The organism is Providencia sp. AGC89, from assembly GCF_053543535.1.
Genome location: NZ_JBIXLP010000090.1, coordinates 76,438 through 94,369, shown reverse-complemented (window position 1 = coordinate 94,369; position 17,932 = coordinate 76,438). Strand labels below are relative to the sequence as shown.

General features: G+C 41.3%; 13 protein-coding genes and 1 pseudogene. 2 read left to right on the top strand and 12 right to left on the bottom strand.

All coding sequences use genetic code 11. The features are described 5' to 3' along the window. Positions 1-3: 3 nt before the first annotated feature. From ACIPUA_RS18940 to ACIPUA_RS18900, 9 genes and pseudogenes are all read right to left on the bottom strand, one after another. A complete protein-coding gene (locus tag ACIPUA_RS18940) occupies positions 4-1,044 on the bottom strand; it encodes a zinc-dependent dehydrogenase (protein ID WP_042845579.1) in 1,041 nt (346 codons plus the stop codon). Between the two features lie 36 nt (positions 1,045-1,080). Continuing rightward, on the bottom strand, positions 1,081-1,890 hold the full coding sequence (locus ACIPUA_RS18935; RefSeq protein WP_004259316.1) for a class I fructose-bisphosphate aldolase: 810 nt from the start codon (positions 1,888-1,890) through the stop codon (positions 1,081-1,083). Between the two features lie 30 nt (positions 1,891-1,920). Continuing rightward, positions 1,921-2,682: pseudogene (locus ACIPUA_RS18930) on the bottom strand (D-2-hydroxyacid dehydrogenase); the annotation flags it as partial. Between the two features lie 12 nt (positions 2,683-2,694). Next, positions 2,695-2,880, bottom strand: coding sequence for a hypothetical protein (locus tag ACIPUA_RS18925; RefSeq protein ID WP_449060000.1), 186 nt, complete (start codon positions 2,878-2,880; stop codon positions 2,695-2,697). Between the two features lie 308 nt (positions 2,881-3,188). Then, positions 3,189-3,866: a respiratory nitrate reductase subunit gamma gene (narI, locus tag ACIPUA_RS18920; RefSeq protein WP_042845582.1), complete on the bottom strand. Its 678-nt coding sequence runs from the start codon at positions 3,864-3,866 to the stop codon at positions 3,189-3,191. Next, on the bottom strand, positions 3,863-4,585 hold the full coding sequence (narJ, locus tag ACIPUA_RS18915) for a nitrate reductase molybdenum cofactor assembly chaperone (protein ID WP_048605970.1): 723 nt from the start codon (positions 4,583-4,585) through the stop codon (positions 3,863-3,865). The genes narI and narJ overlap by 4 nt, the downstream gene beginning before the upstream one ends. Next, the gene (gene narH, locus ACIPUA_RS18910) at positions 4,582-6,123 is read right to left on the bottom strand and encodes a nitrate reductase subunit beta (protein WP_048605968.1); all 1,542 of its coding nucleotides are present in this window, start codon (positions 6,121-6,123) and stop codon (positions 4,582-4,584) included. The genes narJ and narH overlap by 4 nt, the downstream gene beginning before the upstream one ends. Continuing rightward, on the bottom strand, positions 6,123-9,884 hold the full coding sequence (locus tag ACIPUA_RS18905; protein ID WP_048605966.1) for a nitrate reductase subunit alpha: 3,762 nt from the start codon (positions 9,882-9,884) through the stop codon (positions 6,123-6,125). Before ACIPUA_RS18905 ends, narH begins: the two co-directional genes overlap by 1 nt. A 69-nt stretch (positions 9,885-9,953) precedes the next feature. Further along, entirely contained in the window at positions 9,954-11,357 is a 1,404-nt protein-coding gene (locus ACIPUA_RS18900; protein WP_042845590.1) for a NarK family nitrate/nitrite MFS transporter, read from the bottom strand. 331 nt (positions 11,358-11,688) lie between these two features. Between ACIPUA_RS18900 and narX the strand changes: the two genes are divergently transcribed. Further along, positions 11,689-13,416, top strand: coding sequence for a nitrate/nitrite two-component system sensor histidine kinase NarX (gene narX / locus ACIPUA_RS18895; RefSeq protein WP_449059999.1), 1,728 nt, complete (start codon positions 11,689-11,691; stop codon positions 13,414-13,416). Between the two features lie 21 nt (positions 13,417-13,437). Further along, positions 13,438-14,094 carry a two-component system response regulator NarL gene (narL, locus tag ACIPUA_RS18890; RefSeq protein ID WP_042845594.1) on the top strand — a complete coding sequence of 219 codons (657 nt, stop codon included), beginning with the start codon at positions 13,438-13,440 and terminating at the stop codon, positions 14,092-14,094. A gap of 12 nt (positions 14,095-14,106) precedes the next feature. Here narL and ACIPUA_RS18885 read toward each other — a convergent pair whose 3' ends face one another. From ACIPUA_RS18885 to ACIPUA_RS18875, 3 genes are read right to left on the bottom strand one after another with little or no spacing between them, the layout of a single operon-like run. Next, positions 14,107-15,261, bottom strand: a complete 1,155-nt coding sequence (locus ACIPUA_RS18885; RefSeq protein ID WP_042845596.1) for a CdaR family transcriptional regulator — start codon at positions 15,259-15,261, stop codon at positions 14,107-14,109. A 14-nt stretch (positions 15,262-15,275) separates the two neighbouring features. Continuing rightward, the gene (locus ACIPUA_RS18880) at positions 15,276-16,439 is read right to left on the bottom strand and encodes a glycerate kinase (protein ID WP_042845597.1); all 1,164 of its coding nucleotides are present in this window, start codon (positions 16,437-16,439) and stop codon (positions 15,276-15,278) included. Positions 16,440-16,472: 33 nt separating this feature from the next. After that, positions 16,473-17,813, bottom strand: coding sequence for an MFS transporter (locus tag ACIPUA_RS18875; protein ID WP_042845599.1), 1,341 nt, complete (start codon positions 17,811-17,813; stop codon positions 16,473-16,475). Positions 17,814-17,932: the final 119 nt, after the last annotated feature.

Sequence of the window (17,932 nt, the reverse complement as noted above, 5' to 3'; positions counted from 1 at the left end):
CTTTTAATTGTTATGTATAATAATTTTAATCGCGTCACCTTTTTGAGCGGTTGCCATGGCCTCGTTGATCTCATCTAAAGCAAATCGGTGAGTCACTAATTTCTCGATATCAATTAAGCCCGAAGAAATCAGTGTCAAGGCTTGCTGGTATCCTTCTCGACTTAACGCACTGGCTCCTGTAAGAATAAGCTCGTTGTAGTGAATAATATTGACATCAATTTGCGCCATATCATCCTTTGAAAAGCCGGCAAACAAGTTAACTCGTCCTCCTTTTCTAGCGAGTTCCAATGCAGGATTAACTAATCCAGGGATGCCAATAGCAATAATTACCACATCTGCGCCCACCCCTTCCGTCAAGCCTTTTACTACATCTAGTAAGTTTTCTTGCTGGCTATTGACGACACGTGTAGCACCACAATTTAACGCAGCCTGTTGGCGTTGTTCATTGAGTTCACTAACAATAATATTTGTCGCACCTGAGAAACGTGCAAGTTGCACATGCATTAACCCGATAGGCCCCGCACCAATAATGACCACCGTATCACCGAGCTCAATACCCACATTTTTTTGTCCATTGATACAGCAAGCTAACGGCTCTGCTAATGCTGCAGCTTCAAAAGACATTCCTTGCGGTATCTTAAAGACATTACCCGATGACAAAGCAACCTCTGGTATTCGAACATATTCCGCAAAAGCGCCATCAAATTCATAGCCGATTGCTTGGCGGTTTAAACAGACATTTTCTTTACCGATGCGACAATAAACACAAGAACGGCATGGTACGACAGGGTCAACTGCGATTGCGTCACCGACGTTTAGGTCGGTCACATTTTCACCCACTTCTACAATTTCCCCTGAAAATTCATGTCCTATTACAGAAGGGTAACGCACACCTTTGGTTTTTTTACCGGAAATAATCCGTCCGTCAGTTCCACAAATCGCGGCTGCCTTGACTTTAATAACCACGTCACCTTTACCAACTTGTGGATATTTAACGTCTGCCACTCTAAGTTCATTAGGCGCATACAATACCGCTGCTTTCATTTTTTCCTCCCCATGCATAACAGCTATGAACGTTAGTTATTTGCCACCCGCTTGCTTATATTCCGCGATAGCTTGGTCAACCGAACAATCATCATTGATTAATGCATTCAGAGCTTTAATGACTGCTGTTGGGTTTTCGTGCTGCCATACGAAGCGCCCATACGTCACACCACCAACACCAATATCTAATGCTTTACGTGTATTTGTTAGGAAGCTAACAAGATCGCTCCCCATATCACCACCAGCTAAAGCAACCATAGCTGGGCAGCTATCCACGACAGATTTAAATGTCTCAGGGGAACCAGACCAGAGTGTTTTGATGATATCGACACCTAGCTCTGCGCCTGCGCGAACACAGTAAGCGAGATTTTTCGCATCAAAACTGTCTTCAATCATTGGGCCTTTTGGATAAATGTGTGCGACTAAAGGCAGTCCTGCGGAAGCAGCAGCTTTCGATACTTGGCCTAAAAATGTCAATTGCTGTGCCTGTTCTGGCCCGCCCATAATACAGCCGACTGAAATTGCGTCTGCACCTAAACGAATGGCTTCTTCAACGTCAGCAACCGGTGTGTCATAAGCTTCATGGTAAGGTATGGAGTAACTTGTCGCTTTCATGATGATAGAAACATCGGAAGCGACATACGGAGGATAAACCTTTTCAATAATACCTTTATGCATCGTAATAGCGTCAGGTGCGCCCGCAACAACCTGTTTCATGACGGATTTAATATCACCAATTCCCGGTAATACACCACGTGTAATTGGATGATCCATGGTAATTGCAAGAAGACGACCAGATTTTTTATTTAATAATCTTTTTAAACGGATTTCTTTTCCTAAAAACATATTGATGACCTCTTTAAATCAATGAGTGAATTAATTAACTAAATTTTGAGGATGGCCAGATAAAAAGGCTTCGATATTGTCCATCATCATGTCTGATAAGGTTTGTATCGCTTCAAAACTAGCCCAGGAGATATGAGGGGTAAGAATAAAATTTGATAATTGAGTTAATTTCATCATATAACTTTCTTTTTCAGGTGGTTCTGAAAGACAAACATCAAACCCAGCACCTAATATTTTATTATTTATTAGAGCGCCATATAATGCTTCTTCATTAACGATCCCACCTCGTGCAGTATTAATTAAAATACAAGATGGTTTCATCTGCTCGAATTCTGGAAAGCTAATTAAATCCTTGGTGGATTTCAGTAGTGGACAATGAATAGAAATAATATCGCTTTTCGCAACAACATCTTCAAATGGTGTATATAGTGGGCCCATATTATTCGTGCCTTTGTATGTGGAAAATAGCACCTTCATACCAAAAGCTTTTGCGATATCAGCAACTGCCTTACCTAAGACACCATCACCAATAATACCAAGCGTCGAACCAGATAAATTATTAATTTTATAATCAAAATAACAAAATTGGCCTGATTCTTGCCAACGACCATTTCGTACTGATTGTGCATAGGCTAATAAGTTACGACGTAAGGCTAAAATCAAGGTAAACGTATGCTCAGGAACCGTATTTATTGCATAATTTCTGATATTAGAAACTAATATATTACGCTCATTACAAGCACCAATATCAATCACATCTGTTCCTGTTGCAGCGACAGAAATAAATTTAAGTTGCTTTGCAGCTTAAATAACTTTTTTAGTAATTTTTACTTTATTGGTAATAATAATGTCTACATTTTTTACTCGCTCAATAATTTCATCTTCCGATGTTTTCCCATACAGTTCTAAACTATATTCTTTATTTATTTTCTTAATATTTATTCCTTCAGGGAAAGTTTCATAATCGAGAAACACGATTTTAACTGTCATTTTTATTACCACCCAATTAATCAATAAAATTAATATCAATTAGACTTTTTGATTTAATTAAATTATATAGTTCACTTATCAGGAAGGCATTGTAAGAATGACTAGTTTTTAACGTGAAAAATTGAATATAATTGTGAAGATGCACAATTTGTTATGAATTCGATCACAAGATTATTATTTTATAAGAACACAAACAAAAAACCCCATCTCATATGAGATGGGGTGCCAAAATGGCCACATTTGTTGTTGATATAAGAACAAGTTACACAAGAGCAATGTACTGGCTCACATCCTTGTGAAGCCTGAACTTAATGGCGATTTCTCACCAATTGATACCGACGAGTCAGGTATTCGATAGGTGCACTCCAAATGTGCACTAAACGGCAGAATGGGAAGAGTAAAAATATCGTCATCCCCAACACAATATGCAGCTTGAACACGATACCAACGCCTTCAAGGTAATTTGAAGCCCCCCAATGGAATGTCACAATGGACTGCGCCCATCCCACAAGTTTCAACATCTCGCTACCATCCATATGTTGCGCTGAAAATGGAATAGTCAGTAACCCTAAACACACTTGTACCACTAGCAACACCATAATCATGATGTCACCAAAAGAAGATGTTGCGCGAATACGAGGGTTAGTCAATCGGCGTTTCAATAGCATCGCGCCACCAATTAACATCATCACACCTGCAGCGCCCCCACCAATCATCGCCATTAATTGCTTTATATGCATTGGCAAGAAAGATTCATACATCCAATGTGGGGTTAACATCCCTAAAAAGTGCCCTGCGAAAATACCAATAATACCCACGTGGAATAAATTTGATGCTAAGCGCATGTTTTTCTTATCGAGCATTTGGCTAGAACCTGCTCGCCACGTATATTGCCCATAGTCATAACGCAACCAACTACCCACAATAAACACAGTACCAGCAATATATGGATAGATGTCGAAGAAAAATTGATTGAGAAAATTCATTTTTGCACTCCTACATGGCTGCTAGAGCCGAGATCCAAGTATTGTGGGGTGACGGCATTGGCAAAACGATGTTGATGGGCAGTAACTTCCCCACCACAGTTTTTTTCATCAGCAAAAAATTTCACTTGCTCCTCTTCCCAAACTGCATCCAGTGCTTGTGGAGTATCATCACGCGCTTCCAAAGCCACTTTTTCGGTTAATTGCTCGGTGGCAATTTCACTATTTGATAATTCGAGTAATACTTCAAACAATGTGGCAAAACGACTTTCACGTTGCTTCAGCCTTGCACCAAGGAGCGCTAAAATAGGGGCGATATCCTGCAAACCGCCAACGGTCTCTGTTGTGGGTAAGACCGTGAGATACTCCAAATAAATAGGTAAATGATCAGGAAGTTCGCGGCAATCAATCTGTAAACCATATTGTTGATATTGCGCCATTAAATCGACCATAGCTTGGCCACGGTCACGAGACTCGCCATGAACATGCTCAAATAACAATAATGATGTTGCCCGGCCTCTATCAAATAATTCACAATATTGTGCCTGCATATCCAACAATTCTTCATTAAGATATTCACGTACAAACATCATCAATTGGATCGCCCGAGTTATCGGTAATTCATCTGCTTGTTCTAATGCCTCAATCAGTTCATCACGATGTAACCAAAGCGCCTCTGAAGGGTATTCTAATAAACGAGAAATCACTTTTAACGTCATCATAGTGCTTTCTCCTGTGTTGTTTTTGGTGTGATATCAATGGCATCAATACGTTTACTGTTAAACAGATTTGTTTTGCTATCACTACCATGGCAACCGTCACCAAAGCTAAAACCACAAGCTTTAGCTTCAGGGAAAGCTTCACGTGCTAATTCACGGTGACTAGATGGGATCACAAAACGGTCTTCATAATTCGCAATCGCCAAATAACGGTACATTTCTTGAGCCTGTGATTCAGTTAAACCCACTTGCTCTAGTGCACTAGTATCACATTGGTTTTCAACGGTTTCTGCACGTTTATAATGGCGCATCGCCAACATCCGTTTCAGTGCTAATAATACCGGCTCGGTGTCCCCCGCCGTTAATAAATTGGCAAGGTACTGCACAGGAATGCGCAAGCTTTCTACATCGGGTAATACCCCATTACTTGCCAATAGCCCTGAATCTGCAACAGATTGAATGGGTGACAAAGGCGGCACATACCAAACCATCGGCAATGTACGATATTCAGGGTGTAATGGCAGTGCCAACTTCCATTCCATTGCCATTTTGTACACTGGGGATTTTTGTGCGGCTTCAATCACGCTCAATGGTATCCCTTGTTTTTCCGCCTCGGCAATCACTTGCGGATCATGGGGATCTAAGAAAACATCCAACTGGCTTTGATAAAGATCGGTCTCTTTTTCCACACTAGCTGCTGACTCAATTTTATCTGCGTCATATAACAACACGCCTAAATAACGGATGCGACCAACACAGGTTTCAGAGCAAACAGTTGGCATCCCAGACTCAATGCGTGGATAACAAAAAATACATTTTTCTGACTTACCGCTTTTCCAATTGAAATAGATTTTTTTATATGGGCAACCAGTTAAACACATACGCCAGCCGCGACATTTATCTTGATCAATCAGTACAATGCCATCCTCAGAACGCTTATAAATGGCACCGCTTGGGCACGTGGCCACACAAGCAGGGTTCAAACAGTGTTCACAAAGACGAGGTAAATACATCATAAAGGTATTTTCAAACTGCCCATACATTTCCTTCTGAATGTGCTCAAAGTTTTTATCTTGTGCGCGTTTAGAAAACTCGCCTCCCAGATCATCCTCCCAATTGGGACCCATTATTACATTGCTCATTCGCTCGCCCGTGATCAAAGAGCGCGGACGTGCCGTTGGCACATGTTTACCTTCTTTGGCATTTTTTAAATGACCATAGTCATAATCAAATGGCTCATAATAATCATCTAATGCAGGGACATCGGGATTGGCAAAAATTTTGGATAAAACCCCAACTTTGTTACCCATTCGCGGCACTAATTTACCTTTGATAGTACGGATCCAACCGCCTTTCCATTTGTCCTGATCTTCCCAATTATGGGGATAACCAATACCCGGTTTAGTTTCGACATTATTAAACCAAGCGTATTCAACACCTTCGCGGCTGGTCCACACGTTTTTACAGGTCACTGAACAAGTGTGACAACCAATACACTTATCAAGGTTTAATACCATGCCGACTTGAGAACGAATTTTCATTATGCTTTCTCCTTTCCGCTCAAGGTCTGCTGGTAGTCATCACCTTCACCATCCAGCCAGTCAACCTGTTTCATTTTACGAACAACCACAAATTCATCACGATTAGAACCCACGGTTCCGTAGTAATTAAAGCTATAAGCAAGGTGCGCATAGCCGCCGATCATATGGGTCGGTTTCGGGCAAACACGCGTGACAGAGTTATGAATTCCGCCACGTTGAGCCGTAATTTCAGACCCGGGTAAGTTGATCAACCGTTCTTGGGCGTGATACATCATGATCATGCCATCAGGAATACGTTGGCTAACGATCGCTTTGGCGGTTAATGCACCATTACTGTTAAACGCTTCAATCCAATCGTTATCTTCAACACCCAGTTCGCGGGCATCTTCTTCGCTAAGCCAAACCACTGGCCCACCACGCCCTAATGTCAACATCAATAAATTGTCACTATAAGTTGAGTGGATACCCCATTTTTGGTGCGGAGTTAAGAAATTCAGTGCTTTTTCAGGGAAGCCATTAGGCTTTTTGCCCATTAATGGCTGAGCCGCCCGCGTATCAATTGGTGGGCGATACACGACGAGGCTTTCCCCGAAAGCACGCATCCATTCATGGTCTTGATAAAGTTGTTGGCGACCACTTAGCGTACGCCAAGGGATCATTTCATGAACATTGGTATAGCAAGCATTGTAAGACACATGTTCATCTTCTAAGCCTGACCATGTGGGGCTGGAAATAATTTTACGTGGCTGTGCAACAATATCGCGAAAACGGATTTTTTCATCTTCTTTATAACGCGCTAAATGGGTGTGGTCACGCCCAGTCACCTTACCTAACGCATCCCACGCTTTCACTGCAACTTGCCCATTGGTTTCCGGCGCTAAGGTTAGAATGACCTCTGCAGCATCAATTGCCGTTTCAATTTTAGGGCGGCCTTGATTTGCACCTTCTGGCTGGGTTTTATTTAATTTTTTCAGGAAATCAATTTCATCTTGTGTATTCCAATTGATGCCTTTACCCCCATTACCCAATTTATCCATGAGTGGGCCAAGAGAGGTAAAGCGTGCATAAGTACTTGGATAATCACGTTCAACACACATAATATGCGGTGCTGTTTTACCTGGGATCAGGTCACACTGGCCTTTTTTCCAATCTTTAACATCCAAAGCTTGGGCCATTTCTGCCGCACTATCGTGCTGAATAGGCAGAGTCACCACATCGATTTCCTGACCTAAATGCCCCTCACTAACCGCCGAGAAGGCTTTAGCAATACCCTTATAGATTTCCCAATCGCTTTTTGATTCCCAAGCTGGGTCAACAGCAGCTGACAACGGATGAATAAACGGATGCATATCTGATGTATTCATATCGTCTTTTTCATACCACGTCGCTGTAGGGAGAATGACATCAGAAAATAAGCAAGTACTCGACATTCTGAAATCTAATGTCACAACAAGGTCAACTTTTCCTTCAGCAGCTTTATCTTGCCATTCAACTTCTTGTGGTTTTACGCCTCCTTGTTGACCTAAGTCTTTGCCTTGAATACCGTTTTCAGTTCCCAATAAATATTTCAATAAATATTCATGACCTTTCCCAGCAGAACCAAGTAAGTTAGAGCGCCAAATAAACAAGTTGCGAGGGAAATTTTGTGAGTCATCCGGTTGTTCCGAAGCAAAGCGGATCTTTCCTTCTTTCAACTGGTTAACAGTAAAATCAACGGGAGAAAGCCCCGCTTCTTGTGCTTGTTTGGCAATCTTCAGTGGGTTCACATTCAACTGGGGTGCTGAGGGTAGCCAGCCCATACGTTCGGCACGTACGTTCATATCCACCAAGCTACCATTAAAGGCTTTTTTATCTGCTAAAGGCGATAATAATTCCTCAGTACTTACCGTTTCATAACGCCATTGGCTTGAGTGATTATAGAAAAATGACGTGCTGTTCATATGGCGTGGTGGACGCTGCCAATCAAGTCCAAATGCTAATGGCAACCAACCTGTTTGTGGACGTAATTTTTCCTGCCCAACATAATGTGACCAGCCGCCGCCGCTTTGCCCAACACAACCACAGAAGATCAACATGTTGATAATCGCACGGTAGGTCATATCCATGTGATACCAATGGTTAATCCCTGCCCCCACAATCACCATCGCACGGCCATGGGTTTTCTCAGCAGTATCTGCAAATTCACGGGCAATACGAATAATGTTTTGGCGGCTAACACCGGTGACTTTTTCCGCCCAAGCAGGTGAATAGGCTTTCATATCATCGTAATCAACCGCACAGTTTTCATCACCAAACCCGCGGTCGATACCATAGTTAGCAAGCATCAAATCATAGACACTGGTCACCAAAGACTCACGACCATCGGACAGCTGAATACGTTTCGCGGGTAATTTGTGCAGTAAGACGTCTTTCAGTTCAACGCTTTGGAAATGTTCACTTTCTAAACCACCAAAATACGGGAACCCTACATTCACCAACTCATCATGCATATCTGCAAGGCTAAGTTTCATTTTAATGTCATGAGCATCTTGCCCTGCCCTAGGTTCTAGATTCCATTTCTGACTACCATCCCAACGAAACCCCATCGACCCTTGTGGTGCACACAATTCGCCTGTTTCTTCATCAAAGGCGATAGTTTTCCATTCGGCGTTTTTTTCTTCTCCCAAAGAATCAACTAAGTCAGATGCTCGCAGCATCCGGCCTGCCACATAAGAGCCATCATCACGTTTATCGAGCATAACCAGCATTGGCATATCCGTATATGTGCGTATATATTCACGGAAATACTCGGCTTCACGCTTGACATGGAATTCATTGAGGATCACATGCCCCATCGCCATTGCCATGGCGCTATCTGTCCCTTGTTTCGGGTTCAACCAATGGTCACATAATTTGGCAATTTCCGCGTAGTCTGGCGTCACTGCGACCGTTTTTGTTCCTTTATAACGTACTTCTGCAAAGAAATGGGCATCTGGGGTCCGAGTTTGCGGAACATTAGATCCCCAAGCAATAATATAAGACGAGTTATACCAGTCAGCGGATTCTGGTACGTCTGTTTGTTCACCCCACGTCATGGGTGATGCAGGCGGCAAGTCACAGTACCAGTCGTAGAAGCTCAAACATGCACCACCGATCAACGATAAATAGCGCGCTCCCGACGCATAAGAAACCATTGACATCGCAGGTATTGGAGAGAACCCGACAATGCGATCGGGACCAAACTCCTTGATAGTTGCCACATTTGCTGCGGCAATCAGTTCATTCACCTCTTGCCAACTTGAACGCACAAAGCCCCCGCGTCCCCTCGCCTGCTTATAGCTTTGCGCCTTTTGCGGATCACTGATGATAGAAAGCCATGCATTGACAGGGTCTTGATGTTCAGCTTTTGCTTCGCGCCACAGTTTAAGTAAGCGCTTACGCACCATCGGATATTTCACGCGATTAGCACTATATAAATACCATGAATAGCTCGCGCCACGCGGGCAGCCTCTTGGTTCATGGTCGGGTAGATCTGGGCGAGTGCGAGGATAATCAGTTTGTTGCGTTTCCCACGTGACAAGACCATTTTTGACATAAATTTTCCAACTGCAAGAACCTGTGCAGTTAACGCCATGAGTAGAGCGCACCACTTTATCGTGCTGCCAACGGCTACGATAACCATTTTCCCAGTCACGGTTTACGTTTAACTCTTGGCCGTGTTCACCTGAGAAGGTATCACCTAATTGCTTGAAATAACGAAATCTATCTAAAAACTTGCTCATTCGGATTGCCTCCAAAGAGACGGCGACTCGCGCCGTACATTGCTTAAAATTAATCTTTATTGCTTGTTATTATTTATGTGTACGCCCATAAACTAGCCAGGTGATAAACACACAGGAAAGATAAAACACAAAGAACACTTTCATTGCATCGGCGGGAGACCCAGTCAACGTTAAGGAGGTCCCAAACGCTTTTGGAATAAAGAAACCACCGATGGCACCTATTGCTGAGATAAAACCCAATGCTGCGGCACTTTCTGTTACTGCTTCTTTTTGTGCTTCTTGCTCTGAAGCACCTCGGGCAATGGCTTTATCCATAGTTAATTTACGAAAGACCACGGCTATCATTTGAAAAGTAGAGCCACTGCCTAACCCAGCGGTTAAAAACAGCACCATAAACACCCCATAAAAAGCGCCAAAAGAACCACCTTGTCCGTTTTCAGGTAGGGTAAAAAATAGCAAGCCAGAGAAAATCGCCATCACAATAAAGTTAAGGAAAGTCACTTTGACTCCACCAAAGCGGTCTGACAGCATGCCGCCTAATGGACGAGCTAATGCACCAAGGAAAGGGCCAAAAAAGGCAAATTTGAGGATAATAATGTCGGGAAACTGGGTTTTAGAAAGCATGGCAAAACCAGCAGAAAAACCGATAAATGAACCGAAGGTAGAAAGATACAACAGGCTCAAAATCCATAAATGGCCGCGTTTAAGCACTGGCAATTGCTGTTTTAATGACGCTTTATTCGCCGCTAAATCATTCATGCCAAACCATGCCATCACTGTAAATAACAATAAAAATGGCACCCAAACCCAAGCGGCATTTTCTAGCCATAAGGTTGAACCATCGGGCTGTAATGCCCCAGTTCCACCCGCAAAGGCAAAAACACCCACCCCGACGATAAATGGTGCTACCAATTGCATTACGCTTACACCTAAGTTACCTAACCCCCCATTCAGACCTAGTGCTCCCCCTTGACGCGCTTTTGGGAAAAAGAAACTGATATTCGCCATGCTCGATGCGAAATTAGCCCCAGCAAAACCACAAAGAAGGGAAATAATGACAAATATTTGATAAGGCGTAGTTGGGTCTTGGATAGCGTAGCCAAGCCAAATACAAGGGATCACCAAAAATAGCGTACTAATGGCTGTCCAGCGTCGCCCACCAAAAATAGGAATAACAAAAGAATAAGGTACTCGTAATAAAGCCCCTGACACTGAAGGCAATGCTGTTAATAAAAATAATTGGTCAGTGGTAAAGTTAAAACCCACTTTGTTTAAATTCACTGCAACGGCACTAAATAACATCCAGACGCAAAATGCGAGCAACAAACAAGGGATAGAAATCCACAAATTACGCTCTGCAATTCGTTTTCCTGTTTGCTGCCAAAATTGCGTTTCTTCAGGACGCCAGTCCTGAATAACACTATTGGCATTTTGCTGTGCAACTCCACTATTAACATTATCTCGTTGAGACATAAATCACCCCGATAAACACAATTTCTTATCGCAGTGTGTGGCGAATATGTCGCCGCGAAGCTGATCTAAATCAAGACAGATTTAAATCAAATTTTGTGCGTTTTTTGGATAAACCACCAGAGGAGTATGGGGAGTACAACCATTTAATCATTTGAATTAAATAAATAAAATTCGTTAAATGGCCGTTTTTACTGTTTGAATTTAGGCGAAATGACTCAGCGGGATATTAAGGAGTAACACCGAAGTGGCATATTCAATTTTGCACAATAGAGGAACAATACCCACGTTATAGAAAAGAATGAATAACCAAATAAAAAGGAACGAATTATTTATGCCAACGACTTATCACCGATTTTCAATCATTAACCAAGTCATCGGGTTAATGCTATTGATTGCCGTACTCGGTATTATTGGCATGGCTATTTCTAATAGTATGATTACCAGCGTTCAAGGAAATGCTCACGCAATTAATAAATCAGGCGCATTACGAATGCAAAGTTACCATTTGCTTTCTCTCACCCCATTAACCCCATATTCCGATACCTATTTAAACGAACTCGAAAACAACTTATTAAGCCAAGAATTAACTCAAGTGATCGAGGTAGAAAATTTAACAGACCAATTTACTCAGCTTTATCATTATTGGGAAACAAATTTAAAACCCGCACTTATTAATGCAACGTCACCAAATGATGCCCGCTTTGAAGTCATTACGTTTGTTAATAAACTCGACGAGTTAGTCCGTAATATTGATGAAAAAACAGAGAGAAAAATAACTTATGTCTCAATAACACAAATGGTTTTTATTGCCCTCGTCGCATTTCTACTTTTGCTTACCATATGCCATCTTAGAAAAAAAATTTACTACCCTTGGCTGAAACTATTAAATATGGTCAATGCCATTAGCCATAAGGACTTTAGTCAGCGTTTTTCTGCGGGTAAAAAACAAGATGAATTAAGCTCCCTTGGGCAAACTTTAAACCAAATGTCAGACGAGTTAGCACAAAGTTACCACCAGCTAGAATCACGTGTCGAAGAAAAAACCGCCGATCTCCAAAGTAAAAACAAAGTACTACTGTATTTGTATCAATCTAATCGCATATTACATTCCATTGAACCATTAGCAAACCGATTAGAAAAAGTCTTGGTTGAACTCAAGAACCTAACACCATTACAAAATATTAGTTTACGATTATATGAAGAAGATAATGACCGTTGCTTTCATGAATTCCATTGTGGCGGCCTTCTATCACCAGAAACCATACAACCCACAACAATAATGTCTTGGGATATCTCCGATAACTTACACCGTTACGGTGTGATATTGGCGGAGATCGCAATAGATCAGCAATTATCTGATGAACAAAATAATTTAGTTCTCATGCTAGTAAAGCAAATCGCGGGTATGTTAGCGATGGAGCACCAACTAGAACAACAGCAACAATTGCTCATTATGGATGAACGTTCCGCTATCGCAAGAGAACTGCATGATTCTATTGCACAATCATTATCTTGTTTAAAAATGCAAATTAGCTACCTGCAAATGCAACCCGGACCACTCCCCAAACAGCATCAAGATTTACTTCATGAAATGCGCAATGAAATTAACTCGGCTTATAGCCAATTACGTGAATTACTCACAACCTTTAGGTTAAAACTAACAGAGCCTGGGTTACTGCCCTCTTTAGAGAGCACTATTCAAGAATTTAGCCAACGCATTGGTTTTGACATTGGTTTAAATTATCAGATCCCAGCAAAAAGTATTTCACCACATCAAGCTATCCATATTATACAAATAATTCGAGAAGCCTTGAGTAATATCCTAAAGCACGCTAATGCTAATTGGTCTCAGGTTTCATTAGTCGAAAATGCAGGGCTAATTACGGTAATGATTGAAGATAATGGGGAAGGCATTCAACTTCAGCCTGCAAAAAATAATCATTATGGGCTGATTATTATGAGAGAAAGAGCCCTAAGCTTAAACTGGGAATATTCTATTACCCCAAGAGCTCAAGGGGGAACCATTGTTAATGTCATATTCCCTGTGAGTGTGTCTTAACCAAATTGGAGCAACTCGTTCATGAAAAATAAAAATACCACCATTGGGCAATCCACCATTTTACTTATTGATGACCACCCAATGCTACGTAACGGAGTTAAGCAATTAATCAGTTTAGAGCCCACATTACGGGTAATTGGTGAAGCTGATGACGGGGTGACAGGTATTAAAATTGCCGAAGAACAAGACCCTGACTTAATTTTATTAGACCTCAATATGCCCGGTATGAATGGTTTTGAAGTACTTGATGATTTGCGTAGCCGAGAACTTTCTGGCCGAATTATATTGTTTACTGTCTCAAACTACAGCGAAGACTTAATTAATGCTTTAAAGCGGGGGGCGGACGGTTACTTATTAAAAGATATGGAACCTGAAAAACTGATTGTTGCCTTAAAAGAAGCCGCCAGCGGTAAAATGGTAGTTAGCCCTACTCTTGCCACCGTATTAGCTGAATCATTAAGAGACAATCGAACCTCTGCGGACCATAATTTGTCGTCGTTGACCCCAAGAGAAACCCGTATTTTAAACTTAATAGCACAAGGCCTTTCAAATAAACTGATCGCTAATAAATTGCAAATCACAGAAAGTACAGTAAAAGTACATGTAAAACATTTATTGAAAAAACTAAATTTAAAGTCACGGGTCGAAGCTGCAATATTTGTTTTACAGCAAAAATAATGCCCATTGAGATCAAGTTAACGCATCCAACCATGGCTGTTGTTTCGGATAACGCCGACGATAGCCATGCATAGCAACAGACAGTTGAATAAGGTCAGTAAACTTTGTCGGGTCTAAGCCTGTTTGCTTTTTAATTTGTTGTAATCGATAACTTAATGTATTTCTATGAATACCTAACTGTTGCGCCGTGCTGCCAACCTCGCCATTTTGCGATAAAAATAACTCTAGGGTTTCAAGCAAGATATCCCCCGAGTCATGTAATAATATTTTATTGCAAATATCTAAGAAAAAATTAAATAAATAGCTATTCTCCAACTCATTAAATAAACACAGAGAGGCCATTTCTTTAAATAAAAACACTTGTTTCTCAGGAACTGTTAACCGCCCTACATCAATGACTGAACGTGCGAAATGAACAGCATCTCTCACATGTTCTTCCGTATCAGCTTGAACCCCAACACCAATATAGTACTGGCTAAGTTGACTATCTAAAATAAAATGTAGATGAGAAATAAAGGATTCGTTTTTATAAAATGTTGATGGAAATAACATCAAAATTTCACGGCTATTTAATAGTAATACATCACTTTTTTCCATTGCTGACAATTCAGTAATAATGGAATCCAGAATTTCTGGCCGATATTGAATCGCTTCTATATTAATAATGACCGGGATTGTAGGCAACGAAAATGAAAAACCCGAATTGTGTAATTTCAATAAAGCACTACGACCTTGCATTGGCGTAGTGCTTTCAATAAATTGCACAAATAGCATATCACGTAAACGATGTTGCCAATTAATACTACGCCGCTCAATTTCCTGTTTAATTAATAACTCTGCTGTGAGTATTGCTAATTCGGCATAACGTTGAATAATAACCGGGTCACCACTGACACCAATCACTAATTCAACGTTATCTGCCACCATAATTGGATGATTAATACCAGGCGCGACATTGGAATAGCGACTCGCCTCATTTTCATTATAAATGGTGATCCGTTTACCGCAGCGAATAACTTCCACCGCGACTTCATGAGTCTCACCAATACGTTTTTTTTCACCTGAGGCGATAATTACACCCTGACTATTAATCACATTGACGTTGTGATGGATTATCCCCATTGCACGAGTGACAATATCATTAGCTAATTTTTCAGTCAGTAGCATATTACCGCCTCATCTTAATGTTTTATTTGCTTACTATGGCTAGATAATACAGTACGTAACAAATTTTCAGCCGTATCAGCTAAATAACGTTCTCCATTAACCATTGCCTGCTCAAGGGAAACTGGCCCCGGACAAAGTGACCACATGGCAGTGATACCATGTTGATATAAAATACGGCTATCTTCACTGTACCCCCCACATAGTGCGATTGTTGGTACCCCATAATGACTTGCCATACGAGCGACACCAACAGGAGCTTTACCATTGGCACTTTGGCTATCAAGCCGCCCTTCCCCAACGATAACAAGGTCGGCTTGCTGAATATACGACTCCGCACCAAGTAGCCCCAACACCAAGTCGATCCCCTTCTCAAGCTTAGCGGAAACAAACCAACGTAGCCCAGCCCCTAATCCGCCAGCAGCGCCGCTCCCCGCATCCAATGAGAAATCCTTCCCTGTAATTTTTGTCATTAATTGAGCGTAATGAGCCATGCCTAGCTCAAGCTTATCTAACATCGCTTTATCAGCGCCTTTTTGTGAGCCATAAATATAGGTTGCGCCATTTTTACCTAATAACGGGTTTTCAACATCACAAGAAACATTAAATTCGACATCCGCTACACGAGGATCGAATTTATCAAAGTTAATCTTTGCGATATTTATCAAATTTTCGCCATTAATGGGAAATTCGATAAGCTGTTGGTCATTATCATAAAACTCTGCGCCTAAAGCTTGTGCAAAACCCGCACCACCATCATTAGTTGCACTTCCACCAATACCGATAATAATGCGTGTGCACCCTAAATCGAGTGCATGTTTTACCATTTCACCTAAGCCATAAGTCGACGCTTTTTCAACTTGACGATGTTCTGCTTGAACCAGTTCTAAACCACAACATTGCGCCATTTCAATAAAGGCCGTCTTTCCTTCTAATACTAATAATCGTGCATCAACCTTACTTCCATATGGGCCAGTACAATTAAAAGTATAAGGTGTGACACCTGATAATACTGGGCTGTGCTCTAGTGACTCCAACAAACCTTCTCCACCATCAGAGATAGGTAATAACGTCACATCCAACTCGGAGGATACACGCTCGAAACCCTCTGCAACAGCCTGACACGCAAGCTGTGCTGAACAACTTCCTTTAAAGGAATCAAGTGCGATAACAATTTTCATGCAGACTTTCCTATTGTAAATGGCGATGTTGTATTACTTTACTTGTATTGAGGTAGTAGCTTCCACTTTTGCACTATCCCCTATACTACCAGTATTGACCCGTGAGGCGATAATGGTGCCGATAACAAGTAAACCAACACCAAACCATAATCCAGATGTAGCAGTACCAGTATAGTCCTCAAAAAATCCGAGAATAAATGGGCCAAGAAAACCACCAAATAACCCCAGACAATTTAACAATGCCAAGCTACCTGCCAGCATACTGCCACTCATATAGGTTGGTGGAAGCGAGAAAATAATAGATTGGACAACAAAAAACATAAATGCGGTTAAACAGAATCCAATTAAACCGACAACAGGCCCGCCCATAGCGCCAATCACTAGTCCGATAGCCATAACGGCATAACCTGAAATTAAAATGCGCGATGAACGACGAGGTGTATTGGCTTTTCTTGCCACAAAAATGCCACCAATCGCTGCTGAGATCCAAGGTATAGCTGTTAATAACCCAATTTGAATTGGTGTTAACTTGCCATATTCTCCAATAATTGTTGGTAAGAAATAACTTAAGCCATAAACTGAAAATTGATGAGTAAAATAAATTGCGACAATCATCATGAAGGCTTTATTTTTAAATGCTGCCATCAGTGAAAATTTACTATTACTCACACTAATACTGTTTTTATCTTGTTCATGTTTATATTTAATATAATTGCGATCATCCTCATCTAACCATTTTGCATCTTCAGGTTTATTGGGTAAAACAAACCAGACAACAAAAGCTAAGATCACCGCAGGTAAACCTTCAATAACAAACATCCATTGCCAACCATGGAAACCTAATAAGCCATCCATACTTAATAATAAGCCACTTAACGGCGCACCGATAATATTGGCTAAACAGACACCAAGTAAAAATAGCCCTGTTGCTTTGGCACGCTCTTCTTGGCTAAACCAATATGTCATATACAAGATAACACCGGGATATAACCCTGCTTCAGCCGCACCAAGTAATAAGCGTAAAATATAAAATGAGGTAGGCCCGGTCACAAATGCCATCGCAGCAGATAATAACCCCCAAGTGATCATGATCCGTGTGATCCAAAACCGCGCTCCCACTTTTTCCATAATCAAATTACTTGGGATCTCAAGAATCGAGTAGGTCAGAAAGAACAGCCCTGCACCAATACCGAATGCAGTTGCTGACAGCCCTAAGTCAATTGACATGGAGTGCTTTGCCATCCCAATATTTGTTCGGTCAATAAAACTAATAATATAAGCTAAGATCAGTAAAGGCATCAGGTTGCGATATATCTTTGCGTTCGTTTTTTTACCCTGCGCAACATAATCTAAATTTGCATTTGTAGAAAACATAGATAAGATCCTCATGTTGTGGTGAAACAGGTATAGTTCTTCGTCATAAGTGACTTACCTGTTGTTATTACTTCAGCAACAGCCCGACGCCCCACGTCGGGCTTTCTGCTTGCAATATT